The sequence below is a fragment of the Nocardiopsis sp. YSL2 genome (genome assembly GCF_030555055.1).
Taxonomy (GTDB): Bacteria; Actinomycetota; Actinomycetes; order Streptosporangiales; family Streptosporangiaceae; genus Nocardiopsis.
This window is the reverse complement of the sequence record NZ_JAMOAO010000001.1, coordinates 4,534,794-4,558,068: the sequence shown is the minus strand read 5'-3', so window position 1 is coordinate 4,558,068 and position 23,275 is coordinate 4,534,794. Positions and strand designations below refer to the sequence as shown.

Annotated in this window: 18 protein-coding genes; 2 read left to right on the top strand and 16 right to left on the bottom strand. The window is 70.7% G+C overall.

From position 1 onward, the window contains the following. Positions 1 to 71: 71 nt before the first annotated feature. The 3 genes from M1P99_RS20005 to dnaG all read right to left on the bottom strand — a co-directional run bounded on the left by M1P99_RS20005 (position 72) and on the right by dnaG (position 5,597). Positions 72 to 1,406: a glycoside hydrolase family 18 protein gene (locus M1P99_RS20005; protein ID WP_304454128.1), complete on the bottom strand. Its 1,335-nt coding sequence runs from the start codon at positions 1,404 to 1,406 to the stop codon at positions 72 to 74. Between the two features lie 130 nt (positions 1,407 to 1,536). Next, positions 1,537 to 2,661, bottom strand: coding sequence for an RNA polymerase sigma factor RpoD (gene rpoD / locus M1P99_RS20000; protein ID WP_304454127.1), 1,125 nt, complete (start codon positions 2,659 to 2,661; stop codon positions 1,537 to 1,539). A gap of 110 nt (positions 2,662 to 2,771) precedes the next feature. After that, a complete protein-coding gene (dnaG, locus tag M1P99_RS28675; protein WP_369696566.1) occupies positions 2,772 to 5,597 on the bottom strand; it encodes a DNA primase in 2,826 nt (941 codons plus the stop codon). A gap of 140 nt (positions 5,598 to 5,737) precedes the next feature. Between dnaG and M1P99_RS28670 the strand changes: the two genes are divergently transcribed. Both M1P99_RS28670 and M1P99_RS19985 read left to right on the top strand, forming a co-directional pair. Next, complete coding sequence (locus M1P99_RS28670; protein WP_369696586.1) at positions 5,738 to 5,965, top strand: transposase domain-containing protein; 228 nt, start codon at positions 5,738 to 5,740, stop codon at positions 5,963 to 5,965. Between the two features lie 103 nt (positions 5,966 to 6,068). Then, positions 6,069 to 6,983 (top strand): hypothetical protein, encoded by a 915-nt coding sequence (locus M1P99_RS19985; RefSeq protein ID WP_304454126.1) that lies wholly within the window; start codon positions 6,069 to 6,071, stop codon positions 6,981 to 6,983. On the opposite strand, the gene mmsB is transcribed toward M1P99_RS19985, so the two are convergent. The 13 genes from mmsB to M1P99_RS19920 form a co-directional block, all read right to left on the bottom strand. Beyond that, positions 6,878 to 8,149, bottom strand: coding sequence for a multiple monosaccharide ABC transporter permease (gene mmsB / locus M1P99_RS19980; RefSeq protein ID WP_304454125.1), 1,272 nt, complete (start codon positions 8,147 to 8,149; stop codon positions 6,878 to 6,880). The genes M1P99_RS19985 and mmsB overlap by 106 nt on opposite strands. Further along, the gene (locus M1P99_RS19975; RefSeq protein ID WP_304454124.1) at positions 8,146 to 9,726 is read right to left on the bottom strand and encodes a sugar ABC transporter ATP-binding protein; all 1,581 of its coding nucleotides are present in this window, start codon (positions 9,724 to 9,726) and stop codon (positions 8,146 to 8,148) included. Before M1P99_RS19975 ends, mmsB begins: the two co-directional genes overlap by 4 nt. Then, on the bottom strand, positions 9,723 to 10,817 hold the full coding sequence (gene chvE / locus M1P99_RS19970; protein ID WP_304454123.1) for a multiple monosaccharide ABC transporter substrate-binding protein: 1,095 nt from the start codon (positions 10,815 to 10,817) through the stop codon (positions 9,723 to 9,725). The genes M1P99_RS19975 and chvE overlap by 4 nt, the downstream gene beginning before the upstream one ends. 41 nt (positions 10,818 to 10,858) lie before the next feature. Further along, positions 10,859 to 12,382 (bottom strand): alpha-N-arabinofuranosidase, encoded by a 1,524-nt coding sequence (locus M1P99_RS19965; RefSeq protein WP_304454122.1) that lies wholly within the window; start codon positions 12,380 to 12,382, stop codon positions 10,859 to 10,861. A gap of 129 nt (positions 12,383 to 12,511) precedes the next feature. After that, positions 12,512 to 13,606, bottom strand: coding sequence for an arabinan endo-1,5-alpha-L-arabinosidase (locus M1P99_RS19960; RefSeq protein ID WP_304454121.1), 1,095 nt, complete (start codon positions 13,604 to 13,606; stop codon positions 12,512 to 12,514). A gap of 32 nt (positions 13,607 to 13,638) precedes the next feature. Next, positions 13,639 to 14,538, bottom strand: a complete 900-nt coding sequence (locus tag M1P99_RS19955) for a carbohydrate ABC transporter permease (RefSeq protein WP_304454120.1) — start codon at positions 14,536 to 14,538, stop codon at positions 13,639 to 13,641. Positions 14,539 to 14,540: 2 nt separating this feature from the next. Continuing rightward, a complete protein-coding gene (locus M1P99_RS19950; RefSeq protein WP_304454119.1) occupies positions 14,541 to 15,485 on the bottom strand; it encodes a carbohydrate ABC transporter permease in 945 nt (314 codons plus the stop codon). 11 nt (positions 15,486 to 15,496) lie between these two features. Next, positions 15,497 to 16,819, bottom strand: coding sequence for an extracellular solute-binding protein (locus M1P99_RS19945; protein ID WP_304454118.1), 1,323 nt, complete (start codon positions 16,817 to 16,819; stop codon positions 15,497 to 15,499). Between the two features lie 98 nt (positions 16,820 to 16,917). Next, positions 16,918 to 18,354: an L-fucose/L-arabinose isomerase family protein gene (locus M1P99_RS19940; RefSeq protein ID WP_304454117.1), complete on the bottom strand. Its 1,437-nt coding sequence runs from the start codon at positions 18,352 to 18,354 to the stop codon at positions 16,918 to 16,920. An 11-nt stretch (positions 18,355 to 18,365) separates the two neighbouring features. Beyond that, positions 18,366 to 19,016 (bottom strand): L-ribulose-5-phosphate 4-epimerase, encoded by a 651-nt coding sequence (locus M1P99_RS19935; RefSeq protein WP_304454116.1) that lies wholly within the window; start codon positions 19,014 to 19,016, stop codon positions 18,366 to 18,368. After that, positions 19,013 to 20,665, bottom strand: a complete 1,653-nt coding sequence (gene araB, locus M1P99_RS19930) for a ribulokinase (protein WP_304455763.1) — start codon at positions 20,663 to 20,665, stop codon at positions 19,013 to 19,015. The genes M1P99_RS19935 and araB overlap by 4 nt, the downstream gene beginning before the upstream one ends. 137 nt (positions 20,666 to 20,802) lie before the next feature. Then, positions 20,803 to 21,852 carry a LacI family DNA-binding transcriptional regulator gene (locus M1P99_RS19925; RefSeq protein WP_304455762.1) on the bottom strand — a complete coding sequence of 350 codons (1,050 nt, stop codon included), beginning with the start codon at positions 21,850 to 21,852 and terminating at the stop codon, positions 20,803 to 20,805. A gap of 141 nt (positions 21,853 to 21,993) precedes the next feature. Continuing rightward, complete coding sequence (locus tag M1P99_RS19920; protein WP_304454115.1) at positions 21,994 to 23,247, bottom strand: deoxyguanosinetriphosphate triphosphohydrolase; 1,254 nt, start codon at positions 23,245 to 23,247, stop codon at positions 21,994 to 21,996. Positions 23,248 to 23,275 lie beyond the last annotated feature (28 nt).

The following is a 23,275-nucleotide window of genomic DNA, read 5'->3' as shown; positions in this document are numbered from 1 at the left end:
GCCCGGACCTTCGACGGGCACCCGGATGAGGACGCCCGGGGCCCGGGCCCGGACGCGGGTGACGGCCGGGGTCAGCCGCCCAGGGACTCGTCCATGGCGCGGACGAACGCCCCGTCCGGATCCATGTCCAGGTTCCAGACCATGAGCCCGCCCAGACCGTGCTCGGTCACGTAGGCGCCCTTGAGGTCGACCACGTCGGGGTTGTCGTAGGTCCACCACTCGTCGCCGTCGTAGACCCAGAACGCTCCGGCGTCCTCGTCCAGATGGCGCTCGCCCTCCAGTTCCTCCGCGTCCGAGAACGCCTTCGTCGGCCCGTCGTAGTCGTCGTCGGCGGGCCCCTCGGCGGGTTGCCCGCGACCGGCGTCCGCCGGCTCCACGCCCTGCCAGCCGCGCGCGAAGGCGGGCAGGCCCATCACGAGCTTCTCCGCCGGGGCGCCCTGGTCCAGGTAGCGCCGGAGTGCGGCGTCCACGCTGTTGGCCTCGGGGGCGGACTCGGGCGCGTACAGGTTGGAGTGGTGCGCGGTCCGGTCCATCCACGGCCCCGAGAAGTCGTAGCCCTGCACGGTGGCGAAGTCGACGTGGTCGAACACCGCGCCGTCGTAGGACTTGGCGGCCCCGTCCGCGCCCGGCAGCGACACCGACAGGGTGTACTCCCGGCCGGTCTCCTCCTCCAGGGCGTCGAGCTGTCGGCGGAACTCCGCGACCAGCAGAGTGAAGTTGGCCGGATCGTCGGCGTGCTCGGTGTTGTCGGGGTGTCCGCCGCCCGCGGGCCACTCCCAGTCCAGGTCGATGCCGTCGAACACCCCGGCCGCCACGCCTTGGCCGCCCTGGGGCTCGTCCCCCAGCACCGGCAGGTCGCCGCGCAGCCACAGGTCGACGCAGGAGGACACGAAGGCCCGGCGGGATTCCTCGGTCCGGGCCGCCTCGGAGAAGTGCGTGGACCAGTTCCAGCCGCCCAGGGACAGGCTCGCCCCCAGGCCGGGGTTGAGTTCGCGGAGCTGGCGCAGCTGGTTGAGTCCGCCGGCCAGCGGCTGGGTGTAGGGGTCGGCCTCCCCGCTCACGCTCTCGTCGGCGGTGTAGCGCCGCTGGTAGAGCTCCCAGGGCTGGTCGTGGTTGTCCTCGGGGATGTGGCAGAGCCCGTCGGGCGCGATGGCGCCGAAGGCCCACATCAGCCGGGTGAGGCGCTCGGCGGCCCCGTTGTCCTGGAGTTCCGCGATCGTGAAGCCGCGGTTGGCCGCGTTCCAGTCGGCGTAGTACCCGATGCGTTCCAGCCTCTGTCCACCCACGGCCACCAGTACTCCCAGGGTCAGGACGCCGACGGCCGCGGCCGCGCCGATGATGATCAGCGGACGCCGCCCTGCGCGGCCGAGCGGTGAGGTCGAAGAGGTCGGAGGGGAGGCGTTCACCCCTATGACGGTAGGGGGCGTACGGGACGAACGGCGGCGGTTCGGCCCAGGTCGGCCACATCAGGCCGTTCCCGGGGCACGGGGAACCGGCCCGGCCTCCCACACGTTGGTAGCCGAACGTGGGGTGCCCTCAGCTCTCGAGGTAGTCGCGCAGGGTCCCCGCCCTCGACGGATGGCGCAGCTTGGCCAGGGTCTTGGCCTCGATCTGCCGGATCCGCTCCCGGGTGACACCGAACTCCCGGCCGACCTCCTCCAGTGTGCGGGGGTGGCCGTCGGCCATCCCGAAACGCAGCCGGATGATGCGCTGCTCGCGGTCGGAGAGGTCGCCGAGCAGGTCTCTCAGGTGCTCCTGCAGGAGGTTGAAGGCGGCCGCCTCGACCGGCACCACGGCGTCGGAGTCCTCGATGAAGTCGCCGAAGTCGGACTCCTCCTCGCCGATGGGCGCCTGGAGCGACACGGGCTCGCGGGCGATGCGCTGGATCTCCAGGACCCGGCGGCCGCCGAAGCCCGCCGCCGACGAGATCTCCTCCGTCGACGGCTCCCGGCCGAGCTGCTGGTGGAGCTGGTGCCGGACGCGCACGAGCTTGTTGATGGTCTCGACCATGTGCACCGGGATACGGATCGTCCGCGCCTGGTCGGCGATGGCCCGGGTGATGGCCTGCCGGATCCACCACGTGGCGTAGGTGGAGAACTTGAAGCCGCGCGTGTAGTCGAACTTCTCCACCGCCCGGATCAGCCCGAGGTTCCCCTCCTGGATCAGGTCCAGGAAGAGCAGCCCCCGCCCCATGTACCGCTTGGCGATGGACACGACCAGGCGCAGGTTGGATTCGATGAGGCGCCTCTTGGCGAGGGTGCCCTCCTCGACGAGGGCGGCGAGCTCCTCGGCGCGGCACTCCGCCGTGGCGTCGCGGCGCTGCGCGTACAGGCCCGCCTCGATCGCCTTGGCGAGCTCCACCTCCTGCTCGGCGGTGAGCAGGGGAACCCGGCCGATCTCCCGCAGGTAGAGACGGACCAGGTCCGACCCCGAACGGCCGTTCCCGGCTCCCCCCGGCCCGTCACCGCCCCCGGCGGTGTCGACCGGCGGCACGGCCCCGTCGGTCTCGGCGCCGGGATCGTCCACCTCCACCCCGATCCGGGCGAGCTGGTCGACCGTCCGGTCGAGGTCGTCGGCGGGCGCGTCCAACCGTTCCAGCGCCGAGGCCACCTCGACACGGCTGACCGTTCCCCGCCCCGGGTCGGGGAGAAGTCGGGCCACCTGACGAACGAGCGGAATTCCTTTGGTCACAACCATGGGAGCCACCCCACCATTGTGCCCGCAAGGGTACCGAAAGGGGGAGATCCATTATTGTCACCCCAGCGGCACACTCAACCCGCAGTCTCCTCCTGGAGAGCACGTTTTTGCTGGCCAAGCGCCATCAGTTCAGCGAACACCCGGTTGTAATCCTCTGGCTGCGAGCTCTGATCGATCCTGTGCAGCTCAGATTTTAGGTTTAGCTCTCTCCGATTGATGGAATGAGCCATGATTGTGCTCATCAATTCTCTGACGTAATGCTCGTCGAGTTCTCCATAGAACTCGATCTCCTCAACAGCCAATCGCGTGAGGAAATCGCGCTGGGCGTCGTTCGGTGCGGCCTCGCGCAGGTCGATGGCCCAGCTCCCGGGATCGTGCACGGCTCCCACTCCGCCCATGCTGCTGATGAGGCGGAGGACCGCTTTGTGCTGAGGGACAGTGAAGTCCTCTTCTGCGAACTTGTCGAACCCGGTGGCCAGCCCAGGCTGTTGAACAGCGATCTTCAAGGCCTGCCGCTCGCGACGCACGGAGGGGTCGCGCAAGTCGTAGGGCGCTTCCCGAGCGTCCGGCGTAGGTTCAGGCTTGGGGGTTCCAACTGCACGACCAGGGTTGTGGCGATCCCCACCACCACGCTTCATGTGCTGACGCACCCGGCGTAGCACGAAGGCCTCGTCCATCAACCCGAGCCAGCCATCAAGGTTCTTGCCATAGGACCGACGCACTCCTTCGTTCCGGATTGAGGCGACGATGGGTGCGGCGGCGTCCAGGGCGGCGATCCGGCCCTCGGCGGTGGTGAGGTCGTACTCCTCCATGACCTTGCGGATCATGAACTCGTACAGCGGCGCGGCCTGGTGGACCAGGTCGGCGACGGCCTGCGGCCCCTGCTGGATGCGCAGGTCGCAGGGGTCGAGCCCGTCGGGCTGGACGGAGACGAAGGTCTCGGAGGCGAACCCGTGCTCCTCGGCGAAGGCCCGGACGGCGGCCTTCTGTCCGGCGGCGTCGCCGTCGAAGGTGAACACCACCCGGCCGCCGTGGTTGGAGCGGCCCTGGAGCATCCGGCGCAGGATCTTGACGTGGTCCTCCCCGAAGGAGGTCCCGCACGTGGCCACGGCCGTGGGCACGCCGGACAGGTGGCAGGCCATCACGTCGGTGTAGCCCTCGACGATGACCGCCTCGTTGTGGCGTGAGATCTCCCGCTTGGCGAGGTCGAGCCCGTAGAGCAGCCGCCCCTTGTGGAAGATGGGGCTCTCGGGGGAGTTGAGGTACTTCGGCCCGTCCTCCTCGGACGCGAGCTTGCGGGCACCGAAGCCGACCACCTCGCCCGTGACCTCGCGCACCGGCCACAGCAGCCGGTTGCGGAAGCGGTCGTAGGCACCGCGCCGCCCCTGGCTGGCCAGCCCGCCGGTGATGAGCTCCTGGTCGGTGAAGCCCTTGTTGCGCAGGTGTGTGGTGAGGTTCTCCCAGCCGGCGGGTGCGAAGCCCAGTCCGAACTGCTCGGCGTTCTCCCGGTTGAAGCCGCGGTCGGTGAGGAAGCGCCGCGCGGTGACCGCTTCGGGCGACAGCAGCCGTTCGGCGTAGAACTCCGCCGCGGCGCGGTGCGCTTCCAGCAGCCGCTGGCGCTGGCCCTCGTCGCCGCGCCGGGTGCTGCGGCCGCCCTCCTCGTAGCGCAGGGTGATGCCGCTCTGTTTGGCGAGCGACTCCACGGCCTCGGCGAAGCTGAGGTTGTCGATGCGCTGGAGGAAGGAGATCGCGTCCCCGCCCTCGCCGCAGCCGAAGCAGTTGCCTGTGAGGATGTTGTCCTCAAGGACGAAGGCGTGTCCGTCCTCGACGACCGCGCAGAAGACCTCTTCGACGCGGTCGGTCTCCTCGACGGAGCGCACCGTCCACCCCCGACGCGAGTACTTCTTCTCGGCACCGGAGAACCTGGTGCGGTGCTCGTCATGGAGGAAGAAGTCCTCAGTGAGATCGTCGTTGACGAAGTGCACACGGAACAGGGAGGAGTGTTCGCGCCCAGGGAAGCCCTCGCGCACCTGTTCGGTGATGCCATACGTGCCGATGCCCAGCCGCGTGCAGACCATGCGGACGTGTTCCAACACGGAGCGGTCAGCGCAGTTGAGCGAGACTGTTCCGTCCTTGGCGACATGCCCGTCCGCCGCCACATAGCCCGCGAGCCAGCCGTAGAGGTAGGAGTGCGACTCATCCAGGGAGGGCAGGTCCTTGAAGAACCCGGGGAGGTGGTGCACGAGGATCTGCCGCCCGTGCTGAGAGGTCTCGCTGTTGGGGAACCACTTGAGAAGCGCCGAATCCTTCTCCGCGTCGAGTTGGGCCATGCTTCCACGATGGATCCGGGTGCCGTCGCCGAAGGTGATCCCGCGCGCAATGCCGAAGGGAGACGGAGTGGTCTGGGTGACCTTCTTCGCCGGAAAGACGTAGGCGAGTCGGTGATCCGGCTTCAGCTCCTGTGAGGTCACCTCGCGGAGCTTCGAGCTGTCCTTTCCGGCCTGGACGAACCAGCGGTGTTCCGGTGTGGCGTGAATCTCCTTGCGCTGGCCGTTCCTGCTCAGGGTCACGCGCATGAGTCGCTGCACGCCGAAGGAGTAGAACGGCGCCTCCACCCATGTGGCGCCACGGGTGAGGATCGTGTGCTCACCGCCCGCCAGCTCGCGGATCGGCCGCACACCGTCGCGGGTCAGCACCCGCGTCTCCCCCGCCAGGCAGTAGAACAGGTTCTTGGACGGGGTGACGTTGAAGGACGGCGACTTCTCGTCGTGGAAGGGGCACAAGCCCTTCAGCGAGCCGCCGCCGGCGTTGCGCAGCTGCAGGTACTCGCCGATCACGTCCGCGATGGGGGTGCGCTCGCGCACCAGTGCGATGTCTTCGTCCTTGATCCGTCCAGCCACGCGTTCCAGCGTAGTTCGCCGCGGGGACACTCGAACCAGCGTTCGCTCCGGTGCGCACCGGTTCCGTCACACACCGCCAGGCCAGGGTGTGCCGATGCTGAGCCCTCCACCGAGCGCTTCAAGGGGCCCGCACAGGCGGCCTGCAACCGCGCCTGCGGCGCATCCCCTCGCGGGTGGTGGTCTACCTCCTGCTCGCAGGCGCACTGTTCACCGGGCTGGGCTGGAAAGCCGTCTGGTCCCGACTGACCGCCTCCCTGCCCCACCGCTCCCTGCGCCCACGGGTTCATCGATCACGGCCGCGATGCGACGGGTCGGCCCCCAACCACTCAAAGAACTCTTCGACCTCGTCAAAGGCCCCGCAGCGGTGACCGCGACACAGGCCACCACCTTCGCGGTCCGACTGGTGGCCGCGATCGACGGCACCCAGATCGCGCTGGCGGACACACCCGCAACTTCTCAGCCACCGCTTTCGTGGACGCGGTCGCCTCCACGGGCGCGGACTTCCTCATCCGCGCCAAGACCCACCGCACAGCGCTCAAGCTACCGGTCCTGCACTCCTTGCCCGACGGCACGTTCTGGTCCCGCATCGGCGCGACGCCCGTCCGTGTCATCGAGGCCACGATCACTACCGCCTCCGCCGAGGGCACCAACGAGCCCACCACGTACCGGCTCGTGACCAGCTTGCTCGATCCACAGGAGGCACCCGTTGCCGCCCTGGTCAGGCTTCACCACGAACCCTGGGCAATCGAGATCAGCTACTGCGAGCTGAAATCGACCGTCCTGGGCGGCAGGGTTCTGCGCGGCCGCTACCCGGCGGCCGTCATCCAGCAAACCTGGGCGCTTGTGATCACCTATCAGGCACTGCGCACCGCGATGAGCGATGCTGTGCTGCACCGGCCCGACACCGATCCCGATCGTGGCGGGTTCGCCATCGCGCTGAACGCCGCACGTGATCAGGTCATCCGTGCTCAGGGCATTACCGTCCCGGGCCGGGTCGACCTGGTCGGTCGGATCGGGGCCGCTGTCCTGAGCGGCCTCCTGCCCGCCCGCCGAGACCGGTCCCGACCCCGGGTGAGGAAACGAGCGATCAGCTCCAAGTACCGCGCGGTGGGCCGCGGTATCGACCACCGGACCCACAGGAGTGTCGTCCGCATCGAGATCAACGCCTTGCCAAAACCGCCAGATGACCAACCGAACGGCATTGGGACTAGACCTCGTCCTTCGGGCGCGTGCCGGGCCCGGCACGGCCCCGGCGGGAGTCCTCCCCCGCCGGGGCGTCGTCACCGGGACGGTGCCCGTTCCTGTTCGGCCGGTTCCTTCGCCGCCTCCGGCGCGGGTGTCTCGGCCGCCGCGGGGCGGGCCGCCGTGACGCGGCGCTTGTTGTAGATGTCGAAGGCCACCGCCAGCAGCAGCACCAGGCCCTTGATGAGCTGCTGCCAGTCCACGCCGAGGCCGATCAGCGACATGCCGTTGTTGAGCACGCCCATCACCAGAGCGCCGATGACGGCGCCGATGACGGTCCCCACGCCGCCGGAGGCGGAGGCGCCGCCGATGAAGGCGGCCGCGATCGCGTCGAGCTCGAACATGGTTCCGGCGCCCGGGGTCGCCGCGTTCAGGCGCGCGGTGAACACGAGTCCGGCCAGTGCCGAGAGCACGCCCATGTTGACGAACACCCAGAACGTGGTGCGCCGCGTGCCGATGCCGGACAGCGCCGCGGCCTGCTCGCTCCCGCCGACGGCGTACACGCGCCGCCCCATGGTCGTGGAGCGCATGACGAACGAGTACGCGGCGATGAGCACCACCAGCAGCACACCCACGATGGGCAGCCCCTGGTACTGGGCCAGGACGTGGGTGAAGGCCATGATCACCACGACGGTGGCGACCGAGGAGGCCACCGTCACCCCGGCCGGGGGCATCGGCAGGCCGTATCTGATCGCACTGGCGCGGGCGTTCCACTGGATCCACACGATCGCCCCGGCACCGAGCGCGCCCAGCAGCAGGGTCAGGACGTGGAGTCCGAGCGATTCCGGCCCCGGCAGGTACCCGGTGGCGATCTGGCGCAGGGCGGCCGGCAGCGGGGAGATGGACTCCCCGCCGAGCACGGCCAGGGTCGCGCCGCGGAAGATGAGCATGCCCGCGAGCGTGACGATGAACGCGGGCACCCGCACGTAGGCGATCCAGAACCCCTGCCAGGCGCCGATCAGCCCGCCGAGCAGCAGCGCCAGGGGCACCACCACGACCGTGGGCAGCCCCCACGAGGTCAGCATGACCGCCGACACCGCGCCGGTGAAGGCCACCACCGAACCCACCGACAGGTCGATGTGCCCGGTGACGATCACCAGCATCATCCCGATCGCCAGGATCAGGATGTAGGAGTTCTGCATGATCAGGTTGGTGACGTTGAGCGGGGTGAGTAGCAGGCCTCCGGTGAGGACCTGGAAGAGCACGATGATCGCCACCAGGGCGATCGCCATGCCGTACTGGCGGGCGTTGCCGCGCAACAGGTCACCGCCGAGGCGGATCAGGCGGGGCGTCCTTGTCGGTCTGTTCACGGGTGGCCCCCGGTTCGGGTCATCAGTCTCATCAGGGATTCCTGGTCGGCCCCCTCGCCGGGGACCTCACCGGTGATGCGCCCCTCGCACATCGTGTAGATCCGATCGCTCATGCCGAGGATCTCGGGAAGCTCGGAGGAGATCAGCAGCACGCACGCGCCCTCGGCGGCGAGCCTGCGCACGATCAGGTAGATCTCGTACTTGGCGCCCACGTCGATGCCCCGGGTGGGCTCGTCCAGGATGAGCAGGTCGGGTTCGGTGAACATCCACTTGCCGAGGACGACCTTCTGCTGGTTGCCGCCGCTGAGCGTGCGGACCCGCTGGGTCGTACCGTGGCTGCGGACGCGCATCCGGTCGCTCATCGCCAGGGCCTCGACCGCCTCGCGGCCCGGGTCGATGACCCCGCCCGAGGACACCCTGCCGAGCGCGGCCAGGGTGGTGTTGTGGCGGATGTCGTCGTCCAGCACCAGGCCGAGGTTCTTGCGGTCCTCGGGGACGTAGGCGATGCCGCCCCGGATGGCCGCGGCCGTGCTGGAGGTGTCCAGCTCGGCGCCGTCCTTGTACAGGCGCCCCCGCACGTGGCGGCCGTAGGAACGGCCGAAGAGGTTCATCGCGAACTCGGTGCGGCCGGCGCCCATGAGGCCCGCCATGCCCACGACCTCGCCCGCGCGCACCTCCAGGTCGATCCCGTCGACCACGCGCCGTCCCGGCTGGGTGGGATGGTCGACGGTCCAGTCCCGCACCTCGAAGCGCACGGGCCCGATGTCGCCGATCCGCTCGGGGTGCCGGTGGTCCAGGTCGCGGCCCACCATGCCCCGGATGATGCGGTCCTCGTCCACCGAGGGGGTCCCGTCGGCGTCGCGCTCCACGGACATGGTCTCGATGGCGCGCCCGTCGCGCAGCACGGTGATCTCGTCGGAGACGCTGACGACCTCGCCGAGCTTGTGCGAGATGAGGATGCACGTCACCCCCTCGGCCCGCAGGTCCAGCAGCAGGTCGAGCAGCCGGGCGCTCTCCACCTCGTTGAGCGCCGAGGTGGGCTCGTCGAGGATGAGCAGCCGTACCCGCTTGGCCAGGGCCTTGGCGATCTCGACGAGCTGGCGGGCGCCCACGCTCAGCGCCGAGACGGGCGTGGCCGGGTTCGCGTCCAGCCCGACCCGGCTCAGCAGCTCCCGGGCCCGGGCGTGGGTGGCGCCCCAGTCCACGACGCCGAAGCGGGACCGCTCGTGCCCGAGGAACACGTTCTCGCTGATCGACAGCTGTGGGATGAGCGCCAGCTCCTGGTGGATGATGGCGATCCCGGCCCGCTCGCTGTCGGAGACGCCGGAGAACGCGCAGGGCTCGCCGTCGACGAACACCTCGCCGGTGTAGGAGCCGGCCGGGTGCACGCCGCTGAGGACCTTCATCAGGGTCGACTTGCCGGCGCCGTTCTCGCCCATCAGGGCGTGGACGCGGCCGTGGCCCACGCTCAGCGACACCCCGTCCAGGGCACGTACGCCGGGGAACTCCTTGCGGATGTCACGCATCCGCAGGAGTGGCCCGCCGTGGTCGGCGGACCACTCGTGCGCGGTACTCATTCGAGGTCGGACTCCTCGTAGTAGCCGCTCTCGACCAGGACCTCGTGGTAGTTGTCGATGTCCACGTTGACGGGCTCGAGCAGGAAGGCGGGGACGACCTTGACGTCGTTGTCGTAGGTCTCGGTGTCGTTGACGGGGACCTCCTCATCCGCCAGCACGGCCTCGGCCATGTCGACGGTCTGGGCGGCCAGCGCGCGGGTGTCCTTGAAGATCGTCTGGGTCTGTTCGCCCGCGATGATCGACTTGACCGAGGAGACGTCGGCGTCCTGGCCCGTGATCACGGGCAGGGGCCGCTCCTCACTGCCGTAGCCGACCGCGCGCAGGGACTCGATGACGCCCAGGCTGATGCCGTCGAAGGGCGAGAGCACGGCGTGCACGTCCTCGTCGGAGTAGTTCGCGCTGAGCAGGTTGTCCATGCGGGACTGGGCGAGGGCGCCGTCCCAGCGCTGGGTGGAGATCTGCTCCATCGAGGTCTGGCCGCTGCGCACCTCCAGGGTTCCGTCGTCGATGTAGGGCTGGAGCACCGACATCGCCCCGTCGTTGAAGAAGTAGGCGTTGTTGTCGTCGGGCGACCCGCCGAACAGCTCGATGTTGAACGGGCCCTCCTCGTTCTCCAGGTCGAGGGAGTCGACGATGTACTGGCCCTGGAGAACGCCGACCTCGAAGTTGTCGAAGGTCGCGTAGTAGTCGACGTGCTCGGTGCCCATGATCAGCCGGTCGTAGGCGATCACCGGGATGTCGGAGGCGTCGGCCATGTCGAGCACGTCGCCGAGCGCCTGGCCGTCGACGGCGGCGATGACGAGGATGTCGGCGCCCCGGGTGATCATGTTCTCGATCTGGGCGACCTGGTCCTCCACCACGTCCTCGGCGTACTGCAGGTCGGTGCCGAAGCCGCGTTCCTCGAACTCGGCCACCATGTTGGCGCCGTCGTTGATCCACCGCTCCGAGGACTGGGTGGGCATGGAGATGCCGACGGTGCCCGCCTCTCCCTCGGGTTGGGCGGCGTCGCCGACACCGCCGCAGGCGGTGAGCAGCAGGGCCGCGCCGGCGAGGCCGGCGGTGAAGGCTCCTGCTCTGGCGTGTGTGCGCATGTGGGACCTCACTTGTTCTTGTGTTGGGGGATGTGCGGGTGTCACCGGGTCCGGGAGGACAGGGTGACGACGGTCCACGAGACGGGCGGCAGGGTCACGGTCAGGTGCCCGCCGTCCAGCCGGGCCGACTTGTTGGGCTGGGGGGCGACCCGGTCGGGGTCGTCCATGGTGTTGGCGGCGTAGGCGTCGTCGTCGGCGAGGGTGAGCGCCTCGGTCACCTCGGCCGGGGTGAGGCCGCGCAGGTCGACGGTGAGGGCGACCGGCTGGTCGACGGAGCGGTTGACGACGAACACGGCGGTGCGGCCGGTCTCCTCGTCGTGGGTGACGGCGCTGTCCACGACCTCGACCTCGCCGTACTTGGCGGTGTCCTGGACGGGGGCGTCCAGGTCGGCGCGCAGGACGTGGCCGGCGGCGGAGGCCGCGGTGAGGGCGAAGGGGTGGAAGATGGTCTGCCGCCAGGCCGGGCCGCCGGGCTCGGTCACGATCGGCGCGATGACGTTGGCGAGCTGGGCCTGGCTGGCGGCGGTGACGCGGTCGCTGTGGCGGAGCAGGCTGATGAGCATGTTGCCGACCACGACGGCGTCGGCGACGTTGTACTGGTCCTCGATGACGCGGGGCGCCACCTGCCAGTCGTCGGTGGGCTGGACCTCGGCGAGCGCCTGGTGGCGGCTGAGGTACCACACGTTCCACTCGTCGAAGGAGAGCTGGATGCGCTTGCGGTCGCGCAGCTTGGCGCCGACGGCGTCGGCGGTGGAGACCACCGACTCGATGAAGTGGTCCATGTCGGTGACCGCGCCGAGGAAGCTGGCGAGGTCGCCGTCGTGCTCCTCGTAGTAGGCGTGCAGCGAGATGTACTCGACGGCGTCGTAGGTCTCCTCCAGGACGGTGGCCTCCCACGCGCCGAAGGTGGGCATCGACGATCCGGAGCTGCCGCACACGACCAGTTCCAGGTCCCGGTCGGCCATCTTCATGGCCCGGGCGACCTGGGCGGCCTTGCGCCCGTAGGAGCGCGCGTCCAGGTGGCCGATCTGCCAGGGGCCGTCCATCTCGTTGCCCAGGCACCACATGCGGATGTCGTGCGGGTCGGGATGGCCGTTGGCCGCGCGCAGGTCGGACAGCCGGGTGCCGCCGGGGTGGTTGGCGTACTCCAGCAGGTCGAGGGCCTCCTGGAGGCCGCGGGTGCCCAGGTTGACCGCCATCATGGGCTCGATGCCCTGGCGGCGGCACCAGGTCATGAACTCGTCGAGGCCGAACTGGTTGGTCTCCAGGCTGTGCCAGGCCAGGTCCCGGCGGACCGGACGCCGGTCCTTGGGACCGATGCCGTCCTCCCAGCGGTAGCCGGAGACGAAGTTGCCGCCGGGATAGCGGACGGTCGTCACACCGAGTTCGCGGACCAGTGCGGCGACGTCCTGGCGCAGGCCGTCGGCGTCGGCGGTCGGGTGGCCGGGCTCGTAGATGCCGGTGTAGACGCAGCGTCCCATGTGCTCGACGAAGGAGCCGAACGTGCGGCGGTGGACCGGGGCCACGGGGGTCGCGGCGTCGACGCTCAGGGAGGCGTTGATCATGTGGGCTCCTGTCTGAAGGGGTACTGCGGCCGAAGGCCGTCCGTAAGTGGGAGGTACGGCGGCCGAAGGCCGTCCGTTGAGGGTGGTGGTGGGCGGTGGTGGTGGGCGACGGGTGGGCGGTCGGGGCGGTCAGTTGGCGGCGGCTCGGCTGCGTCCGGGCGTTCCGGGCTCCACGTAGGGCCAGCCGTCGGCGGACCAGTGCAGGCGGCGGATCGCCATCCGGAAGTCGAAGTCCGGGCCGAGGCCGGTGTCGTAGTAGGTGTAGGCGAGCAGGCCGCCGGAGACGGACTGGCCGCCCGAACCGGTGATGGTCCCCTCGTCGGCGACGATCACGGTGCCGCCGCCCTCGAGCATCGGGACGCCGTCGGCGTCGAGGTAGGGGCCGGTGGGCTCGGTGGCCCGTCCGACGGCGATCTTGTAGTCGCTGCCGACCCGGCAGCAGTGGTCGAAGGAGACGAAGAGGTAGTAGTAGCCGTCGCGTTCGACGATGTAGGGGGCCTCGACCGCGTTGGGCGGCTCCTGCCGGTCGGCCAGGTGCACGGTGTCGGCGCCCGGGAGGGCCCTGCCGGTGGCCGGGTCGAGTTCGACCATGTGGATACCGGACCAGAAGGACCCGAAGGTCATCCAGCGGCGGCCCTCGGCGTCGTCGACGATGCCGGGGTCGATCGCGTTGTAGGGGTCTCCGGCGAAGGACTCGAACACCTTGCCCTGGTCGGTCCAGGCGTGGTCGGGGTCCTCGGGGTCGAGCGTGGGAGTGGTGGCCAGGCCGATCAGCGAGCGGTTCGAGCCGAACGTCGAGGCGGAGTAGTACAAGTAGTACGTGCCGTCGGCGTGGAAGATCTCCGGGGCCCAGAGGGTCTCCACACCGGGGATCTCCTCGGCGATCCAGGCGGGCTTGGTGTCCCAGACCGTGTCGGTGTAGGTCCAGTGGCGGCCGTTGGGCGAGCTGCGGATCTGGATGTTGCCGTCGCCGATCTCGGGGTTGCCGGTGCCGAAGACGTACCAGTCCTCACCGGCGCCGCCCTTGAGCAGGCCCGGGTCGTGCACCCGCAGTCCCCCGGCGAACGGGTGGATGTCGTCGGGCTGGTAGCCCTGGACCGGCAGTCCGGGGTTGTTGGGGGGCACGTCCCAGTCGTCCCGGGCTGCGGCGGCCGGGACGGCCAGGGTCGCGGTCAGGGCCGTGGCGGCCAGGACCGCCGCGGCCGTGGTGAGAGTGCGTCTCATGGGAGGTCTCCTGAGGGGTCGGGAGGCGCGGGTCAGCCCTTGATGCCCGCTCCGGCGACACCGGTGACGATGTGCCTCTGGAAGAGCAGGAAGACGACGAGCAGGGGGATGGCGCCGAGCACGGCCGAGGCCATGACCTGGGCGTACTGGATGCCGTACTGGCCGACCGCCGTGCCCAGCCCCACCGGCAGTGTCATCATCTCCGGGTCGTTGACCACGATGAACGGCCACAGGAAGTTGTTCCAGGCACCGATGAAGGTGAAGATGCCGACGGCGGTGAGGATGGGCCGCGACAGCGGCAGGATGACGCTCCAGAGCACGCGCAGGGGTCCGGCGCCGTCGAGGCGGGCGGCGTCCTCGTAGTCGCGCGGGATAGCGTCGAAGAAGCGCTTGAGGATGAACACGAACACCGGTGCGACCACCTGGGGCAGCGCGACGCCCCAGTAGGTGTCCACCAGGCCCAGCTGCGTCATCAGCACGAACTGCGGGACGATCAGGGTCTGCGGCGGGATGAGGATGCCGCCGATCACGAGGGCGAACAGCCCCGGCCTGCCGCGGAAGTCGAACCGGGAGAACCCGTAGGCGGCCAGGACGCAGATCACCAGGGTGAGCACGGTGACGATCACCGTGGTGATGAGCGAGTTCATGGTCCAGCGCACGATGTCCCCGCGCCCCAGGACCAGGGCGTAGGCCTCGAAGGTGGCGTTGGCCGACAGCCACGAGGGCGGCATGACGGTGGTCTCGCCCTCGGGCTTGACGGAGGTGGCGAAGGCCCACAGCAGCGGGACGAACCAGATGAGGGCGGCCAGGGTCGCGACGGTGTACAGGGCGACGGAGCCGGCCGACCACCGGCGGCGGCGCGGGGCCGCGGGCCGGGGGGTCGTCGCCGGGCCCTGGGCGGTACGCGGGGCGGGGGGTGTGGAGGTGGCCATCGTCAGCCCTCCTTCCGGGAGAAGAGTCGGAACTGGGCGATGGAGGCGGCGATGATGAGGACCATGAAGACGTAGGCCATCGACGACGCCAGGCCGATGCGCAGCCCGACGAAGCCGGAGTCGTAGATGTACTGGATGACCGTGCGGGTGGCGAAGTTGGGGCCACCGCTGGTCATCAGGTAGATCTGCTCGAACACGCGCAGCGAGCCGATCAGCTGCAGGACGGCGATGAGCGCCGTGGTGCGGGTCAGCATCGGCAGGGTGATCCGCCCGATGCGCTGCCAGGCGCCGGCCCCGTCGATCGCGGCGGCCTCGTAGACGTCCTTGGGGATGGACTGCATGGCGGCCAGGTAGAGCAGGTAGTTGAACCCGACCTGCCACCACGCCGTGGCCACGACCACGGAGAACATCGCGGTGTCCTCGGAGAAGAGCCACTCGGGCCCCTCGATCCCGAAGCGTCCGAGGGTGCCGTTGAACAGGCCCAGGCTCGGGTTGTACATCCAGCCCCAGATGAGCGTCATCACCGTGACCGGCAGGACGAAGGGGGCGAAGAACGACAGCCGCAGGAACCAGCCGAGGCGGCGCGCGTGGTCGGTGAGCAGGGCCAGGCCGAGCGCCAGCAGCACCATGACGGGCACGCTCAGGACCGTGAACCACAGCGTGTTCCACAGCGAGTCGTACATGGCCGAGTCGGTCAGGCTCTCGGTCCAGTTGTCCAGTCCCACGAAGGAGACGTCGCCGCCGGCCAGGCTGCGGTCGGTGAAGGTGTAGCCGAACCCGACGACGGCGGGCCACAGCAGGAAGAGCGCGTAGAAGGCCAGGAAGGGCAGGACGAACCACAGGCCGGTCCAGGAGGACGGGCGGCGGCGCACGTCGACGAGGCCGCGCGGCGCGGCGGCGGGGCCGGGCGCGGTACGGGGCGCGGGAGCGTGGGTGTTCTGGGTCATGGTGGGGCTCCCTACACCGGCGACGGGACGGTCAGCAGTTCACGGATGGTGCCCTTGAGCTGGTCGAGTGACTGCTCCGGGGTCTGGGTGCCCTGGTGGAGGGTGGTCAGGGCACCGGCCGCCTCCTCCTGGAGCCGCCCGGCCGATCCGCTGAACCAGGCCTCGGGCTCGAACTGGACGTTCTCCGCGGCCTCGCGGTACTCGGACTGGGGGTGCAGCGCGTCGTACTCGGCGCTCTCCACGACCGGCTGGTAGGCGGGGATGTGTCCGCCACCGGCCCAGGTCAGGCTGTGGTGCAGCATCCACGCGGCGTACTCCGTGGCGGCCCGGGTGCGTTCGGGGTCGCGGTCGCGCTGGTGCGGGAAGACGTAGCAGTGGGAGTCGCCGCGCGTGCGGTGGTTGCCGAACACGGCGGGGAACTGGGTGGCGGAGAACTCGATCCCGGTGGCCTCCAGGGTGGGGATCTCCCAGTTGCCGTGGATCATCAGCCCGGCGTGGCCGTTCGACAGGTTCGCGGCGGTGTCGGCGTCCCTGGAGTGGCGCGGGGCCAGCCCCTCCTCGGAGAGGCGGAACATGACGTCCATGGCGGCCAGGGCCTTGTCGTCGTCCATCTCGAAGTCGTCCTCACCGAAGACGAGGTCGCCGTCCTGCTGGCGGTAGAGCGCCCAGAAGTTGGACCACGGGTTCCAGGTGTCCATGGAGAGGCCGTACTCGCCGGTCACGCCCTGGATCTCGCGGAGCAGGTCGAAGTAGTCGTCCACTCCGGAGACCTCGACGAGGCGGTCGTCGGCGTCGAGCACGCCCGCCTGCCGGCACACGTCGAGGTTGAGGTACTGGATCAGCACGTGGGTGTCGATGGGGATGGCGTAGAGCTGACCGTCGAAGAAGCACTTCTCCCAGATGTTGGGCAGCACGACGGTGTCGTCGATGCCGAACTCGGCGAGCAGCGCGGGGTCGATCGGGTCCAGCAGGCGGCCGGGGGCCAGGCTCTCCAGACGCGAGATGTGCACGGTGGCGATGTCGGCGCCCCGGCCGCCCGCGGCGCCCATGGCGACCTTGGTGTAGAAGGGCGCGCCCCAGGTGAAGGTGGTGGCGCGGAAGTCGATCTGGGGGTGCTCGGCCTGGTAGGCGTCGTGCATCTCGACCATGCGGTTGCCGTCGCCGCCCGCGAACAGGTTCCACTGCCGCAACCGGGTGTCGCCGCTGATCAGGGTGTCGGGCGGGGCGCAGCCCGCAGCGGCCAGGCCCGCGGTGGCCAGGGCGCCGGCGACGAAGGACCGGCGGCCCGGCCCGGCCGGGGGCGGCGTGTGTGTTGCTCGTGATGCTCTGCGCATGGTGTCTCCTTGCGCCGGGGGGTCGGAGGGCCCGGATGGCCGGGCCCTCCGCGGTGGGGGTCTCGGGTGCGCCCCGCGCGGGGCGCCTCACGACGGGATCAGACCTGGACGTACTCAATGTCGGCGAGTTCGCACAGGACGCGCCAGTCCTGCGCCCGAGCCCCGGTGTTCATGACCATGTGGTGGGTACCGCCGGCCCGGAGCCAGGCATCCATGCAGGCCCGGACGCCTGTTGCGGGTTGGAACTGACCGTAGGGCATCTCCAGGTCGGGCAGTTCGGGGGTGTCGACCACCTCGCCCTCGGCCACGACCAGGCGGAAGCGCTCGCCGCCGAGCGCCACGAGCGAGGCCAGCGTGGCCGGGCCCGGCCGGTACCGGAAGACGATGGTGGGCGGGTCGTCGAGGCCGCCGATGCCCAGGGGGCGCTTGATGAGGCGGATCGGTTCGTCGTCGCGGGCCACCTTCCAGTTGCCCTCCCCCATGTGGCTCATGAGGATGGAGTCGGTGGGGAAGTCCATCGCGTACATCTCGGTGAAGTGGCCGTCCCCGGCGAGCTGGTGCCCGGCGTAGACCACGGAGGCGGCCAGCACGTCTCCCTCGCCGGCGAACCCGTAGCCCTTGGCCATGAGCGTGGAGGCGGCGGCCATGGGCAGGCGGGCGAAGCGGCCGTCCTCGCCGATGGCGTCGAAGTGCGTGGAGTAGGCGCCGCAGCCGGTGGCCTCCAGCAGCCGCTCGATGCCCAGCTGCATCCGGGCGTGGTCCTCGCGCTCCTCCTTGGACAGGCGCTCGTCCACCTCGAAGGCGCCGTCCTCCCACTCCATGAGATCGGTGACCGCCTCGGCGGGCAGTTCGGCCATGGTGCGGTGCAGGGTGCCCGGCGCGATGATCTCGATCTCGGGTCCGAGCTTGCGCAGGAACGCGGTCTCGTCCACGCGGGCGTCGCCCATGCCGTTCATGGGGTAGCCGAACACGCCGACCTTGAGGGAGCGCAGGGCGGTGACGGCGCGGGCGGCGCGCGCCCAGCGGTCCACGCGGGCGGTGAACTCGGCGCTCTGCCACTCCCCCGTGATGACCTCGAAGGGCAGGCCCGCGCGCACCATGGCGTTGGCGGTGTCCTGGGCGCCGTGGATGCCCTGGTTGTAGGTCATGTCGGCCATGTCCCAGGAGGGGCTGACGGCCGGGTCGGGCTGGATGTTGGCCAGCGCGACCGGCAGCCGCATCTGGCTGAACAGCCGGGTGACGCGCAGCGAGGGCCCGTAGGTGAGCATGACGACCATGACACCGTCCAGGCCGGCGGCCTCGAACTCGCGCATGGCCCGCTCGGCGTCGGCGCGGCCGCGCACGGGCGAGCTGACCGTCCACTCGGCGGTCTCCGACAGCGAGGCGGCGACCTGGGCGGCGTAGTCGGCCTGGCGCTCGGTGATGCCGGGGATCATGTCGTCGTAGAGGGGCTGCATGATGCCGAGCAGGCCGATGCGGGGCGGCCGGTTCTGGATGGGTTCGTGGGCCGAGGGTGTCGGTTGGGGGTGGGGCACGGAGGTTGTCCTTACTGGCCGTAGACGTTCTGGTAGCGGTCGTAGAGGGCGTCGATGTGTTCCTGGGGCAGGCGCTCGACGGGCCCGTTCTCGCGGGCGAGGTGGACGGTGCGGGCCACGTCCTCGCACATGACGGCCGCCTTGACGGCCGCACGGGCGGTGTCTCCGACGGTGAATACGCCGTGGCCGCGCATGAGCACGGCCGGGGAGCGCTGTCCCTCGAGGGTGGCGACCAGGCCCTTGCCGATGTCGTCGCCGCCGATGAGGGCGAACGGGCCGACCGGGATGTCGCCGCCGAACTCGTCGGCCATCGCGGTGATGGCGCACGGGACGGGTTCGCCGCGGGCGGCCCAGGCCGTGGCGTAGGGGCTGTGGGTGTGCACCACACCGCCGACGTCCGGGCGGGCCCGGTAGACGTAGGCGTGCGCGGCGGTGTCGCTGGAGGGCTTGTGCCGGCCCTCGACGACGGTGCCGTCGAGGTCGCACACCACCATGTCCTCGGGTGTGAGGTCCTCGTAGGACACTCCGCTGGGCTTGATCACCATCAGGTCGGCGTCGGGGACGCGGGCGGAGATGTTGCCGCTGGTCCAGGTCACCAGGTTCCAGCGCAGGAGTTCGGCGTGCAGGGCGCACACCTGCTCGCGCAGGGCGTCGGTGGTCATCGTGTTCCCTTCCGGGCGGCGTTGCGGAGGGCGCGCAACCGGTGCAGGCTGTCGCTTCCGCCGCGGCCGAAGTGGTCGTGCAGTTCGGTGTAGAGGGCGAAGAGGTCGTCGTAGGCGGCGGCTCGGGAGGGGTCGGGGTCGACGGTGTCCGGGCGGACGCCGCCCATGGCCGCGGAGGCGGCGTGGATGTCGGCGTGGGCCCCGGCCGCGACCGCCGCGTGGATGGCGGCGCCCACGGCACAGCTCTGTTCGGAGGCCACGAGCCGGATCGGGCGGTTGAGCACGTCGGCGTAGACCTGGAGGACGAAGGGGTTGCGGACCATGCCGCCGCCGACGGTGAAGTCGTGGACGGGGACACCGGCGGTCTCGAAGGCCTCGACGATGGTGCGGGTACCGAAGGCGGTGGCCTCGACCAGGGCCCGGTAGACCTCCTCGGGCCGGGTGGCCAGGGTGAGGCCGACCAGGACTCCGGACAGGTCGTGGTCGACCAGGACCGACCGGTTGCCGCTGTGCCAGTCCAGGGCGACGAGGCCGTGGGATCCGACGGGCGCCTCGGCGGCCATGGCCGACAGCAGGTCGTGGACGGACAGGCCGCGTTCGCGGGCCCGCTCGTGGTACTCCGGTGGGACGTAGGAGTCGGCGAACCAGGCGAAGATGTCGCCGACGCCGCTCTGCCCGGCCTCGTAGCCCCACATGCCGGGCGCGATGCCGCCGAGGGCGAGCCCGCACATGCCGGGCACGTCGGCCAGGACGTCGGAGTTCATGACGTGGCAGGTGCTGGTGCCCATGATGGCGAGCATCCGGCCGGTTCCGGTGGTCTGGGCGGTGGCGGCGGTGACGTGGGCGTCGACGTTGCCGACGGCCACCGGCACACCCTCGGGGATCCCCGTCCAGGCGGCGGCGCGGGCGGTGACGCGGCCGGCGCGCTCACCGAGCTGGGAGAGGGGGTGGGCGAGCTTGTCCTCGGCGAAGGAGGCGAAGGCGGGGTCGAGGGCGCCCAGGAAGTCCGTGCTCGGCCAGGCGCCGTCCTGGTGGATGCCCTTGTATCCGGCGGTGCAGACGTTGCGGGTCTCCTGACCGCACAGCTCCCACACGATCCAGTCCGCGGCCTCGATCCACCGGTCGGCGCGGTGGTAGGTCCCGGGGTCCTCGCGCAGGACCTGCAGGCCCTTGGCGAACTGCCACTCGGAGGAGATGCGGCCGCCGTAGCGGGGCAGCCACTTCTCGCCGCGGGAGGCGGCCAGGGCGTTGATGTCGTCGGCCTCGCGCTGGGCGGCGTGGTGCTTCCAGAGCTTGGGCCAGGCGTGCGGCCGGTCGGCCAGGCCGGGCAGCTCGCTGAGCGGGGTGCCCTCGCGGGTGACCGGCATGACCGTGCAGGCGGTGAAGTCGGTGCCGACGCCGATGATGTCGGCCGGGTCGACGCCGGCGGCGGCGATGGCGTCCGGGACGGCGTTGCGCAGGACCTGCCGGTAGTCCTCGGGGGACTGCAGGGCGGTCTCGGGCGCGAGGGGGTCGGTGCCGCCGGGCAGGGTGTCGGAGATGACGCCGTGCTCGTACTCGTGGACGGCGGTGCCCAGCTCGGCCCCGTCGGCCACGCGGACGACGACGGCACGGCCGGAGAGGGTGCCGAAGTCCACCCCGATGACCACGGCGTCGGGACCGCCGGTGTTGTGAGCGTTAACATTCTGGGCCACGCGTGTGCCCTCCTCGGGGTCGGTACGGGTGTCGTGCGGGCGGTGTGGACAGAGGGACGGGGGGACGGGCCGGTTGGTCGGCGACGGGCGGGTCAGCCGTGCGGACCCGGGGAGGGTGCGGGGCCGCTGCTCTGGCGTACCCGCAGCCGCGCGGGCACGATGAGCCTGGGGGCCGGATCGGCCGCGGGACCGGACGCGCCCCCGGCGGCGCGCCGCTCCCCCGCGCCGAGCTCGTCGAGCAGCACCCGCAGGCTCACCCGGCCCACCTGGGCGAAGTCCTGGGCGACGGTCGTCAGGGGCGGAGCGAGGAACTCGGCCTCGGGGACGTCGTCGAACCCGACGACGCTGATGTCGTCCGGCACCCGGAGCCCGGCCTCGGCCAGGGCGCGCAGGAGGCCGATCGCCATCTGGTCGTTGGCCACGAACACCGCGGTGACCGGCTCGCCCGTGGCCAGCCGCTGGACCAGGTGCCGGCCCTTCTCGTAACCGGAGCGCGGACTCCAGTCGCCGACCAGCGGCTCCGGGGCGGTGGCGCCGGCCTCGGCCAGGGCCCGGCGCCAGCCGGCCACGCGGGACTCGGCCTCCAGCCACTCCGGGTCGCCCGAGATGTGGTGCACGGTGCGGTGCCCGAGGTCGATGAGGTGGCGGACGGCGTCGTACGCGCCCTGGGCCTGGTCGACGCACACGACCGGCAGCCCCGACCCCTCGCCGCCCTCGACCGTCACCAGGGGGCGCGGACCGGGCACGGCGACCAGGGCCTCCACCAGCGCCCGCTGCGGGGCGATGGCGATGCAGCCCTCGACGGACTGCTGGATGAGGTAGTCCACGGCCTCGGCGACACCGGCGGGGCTGACGTCGTCCAGGCTGACGATGCTCAGGAAGTACCCGGCCTCGCGGGCGGCCCTCTCGATGCCGGCCAGGGTCTGGGCCGGGCCGAACAGGGTGGTGTCGAAGGCGATGACCCCCAGCACGTTGGTCCGGCGGGTGACCAGGGCGCGCGCGGTCGAGTTGCGGTGGTAGCCGAGCTCGTCGATGGCCCGCTGCACGCGTGCCGTCGTCTCGGCGCGCACGTTGGGGTGGCCGTTGACGACCCGCGACACGGTCTGGTGCGAGACACCGGCCAGACGGGCGACGTCGGCCATGACCGGACTGCGACCACTCTGCAGGGTCACCTGGACGGCACCTCCTCGAAACGCTCAGGAAAGTTCTGTGACGCAGCCAACATTGTTAGCGTTAACAGGAACGGCGTCAAGACTTCTCCGGGAGAAATCTCCCGAACAGTGTCAGCCCAGGAGGCGGGAGTGCAGCACCGTGGCGGAGGTGTCGGAGAGGGAGGCGACCTGGTCGACGACCACCCGCAGGGCCGCGGCGTCGTCCTCGGCGGCGGCGAAGGCCTCGGCGAACTGGGGGTCCAGGTCGCCCGGAGCGCGCTTCCAGAGCGCCTCCACGAGCTCGGTGACGGTACGGCGCTCCTCGACCTGGTAGGCCAGGGCCTCCTCGCGCGACATCACGAAGTGGGCGGCGACCGCCTTGAGCAGAGCGCACTCCAGCAGGGCCCGGCGCGGAACGATGAGGTCGGCGCCGTAGCGGGTCAGACGGCCGGGCCCGTAGGCGGCGCGCGTGGCGCCCTCGGCCGCCCGGCAGAAGCGGCCGATGAACTCACTGGTGAGGTTCTTCAGCGCGGCGAGCGAGGCGAGGTCGCCGGTGAATTCGGCGGGCCACACGGGCGCGGCCAGCAGGTCGGCGAACACCTCGTCCAGCTCCGCGGGCTCGGCGGAGCAGTAGGAGTCGGCGGCCACCCGCACGACCTCGGCGCGCTCGACGGGGCTGCGCAGCGCGGCCATGCGCACGAGCCCGGCGTGCAGGGCGTCCTCGACGTCGTGGACGGAGTAGGCGACGTCGTCGGACCAGTCCATGACCTGGGCCTCGAAGCAGGTGCGGCCCGGGGGCGCGCCCTCGCGCAGCCAGTCGAAGACCTCGGTGTCGTCGGGGTAGCAGTTGAACTTGTGGGTGTCGCCGCCCCCGCCCCGGCACCAGGGGTACTTGACGGTGGCGTCGAGCGTGGCGCGCGTGAGGTTGAGCCCGGCACTGCGCCCGTCGGCGTCGATGACCTTGCCCTCCAGGCGCACGAGCAGGCGCAGGCTCTGGGCGTTGCCCTCGAACCCACCGCAGGCGGCCGCCGCCTCGTCCAGGGCCCGTTCGCCGTTGTGGCCGAACGGGGGGTGGCCGAGGTCGTGCGACAGGCACGCGGCCTCGACCAGGTCGGGGTCGCAGCCCAGCACCTGGCCCAGTTCCCGCCCGATCTGCGCGCACTCCAGGGAGTGCGTGAGCCGGGTGCGCGGGAAGTCGCTCACACCGGGCTGGACGACCTGGGTCTTGGCGGCCAGGCGGCGCAGCGCCGAACTGTGCAGGACCCGGGCGCGGTCGCGCTCGAAGGGGCCCCGGGCACGGTTCTTGCGCCGTTCGCCGGCCATGCGCTCGGTGTCCCGGGCCTGGTAGCCGAGGACGCGCCCTTCGTCTCCGGGACCGCTCGTCATCACTGCGAGCCTACTTCCCGACGGTGAC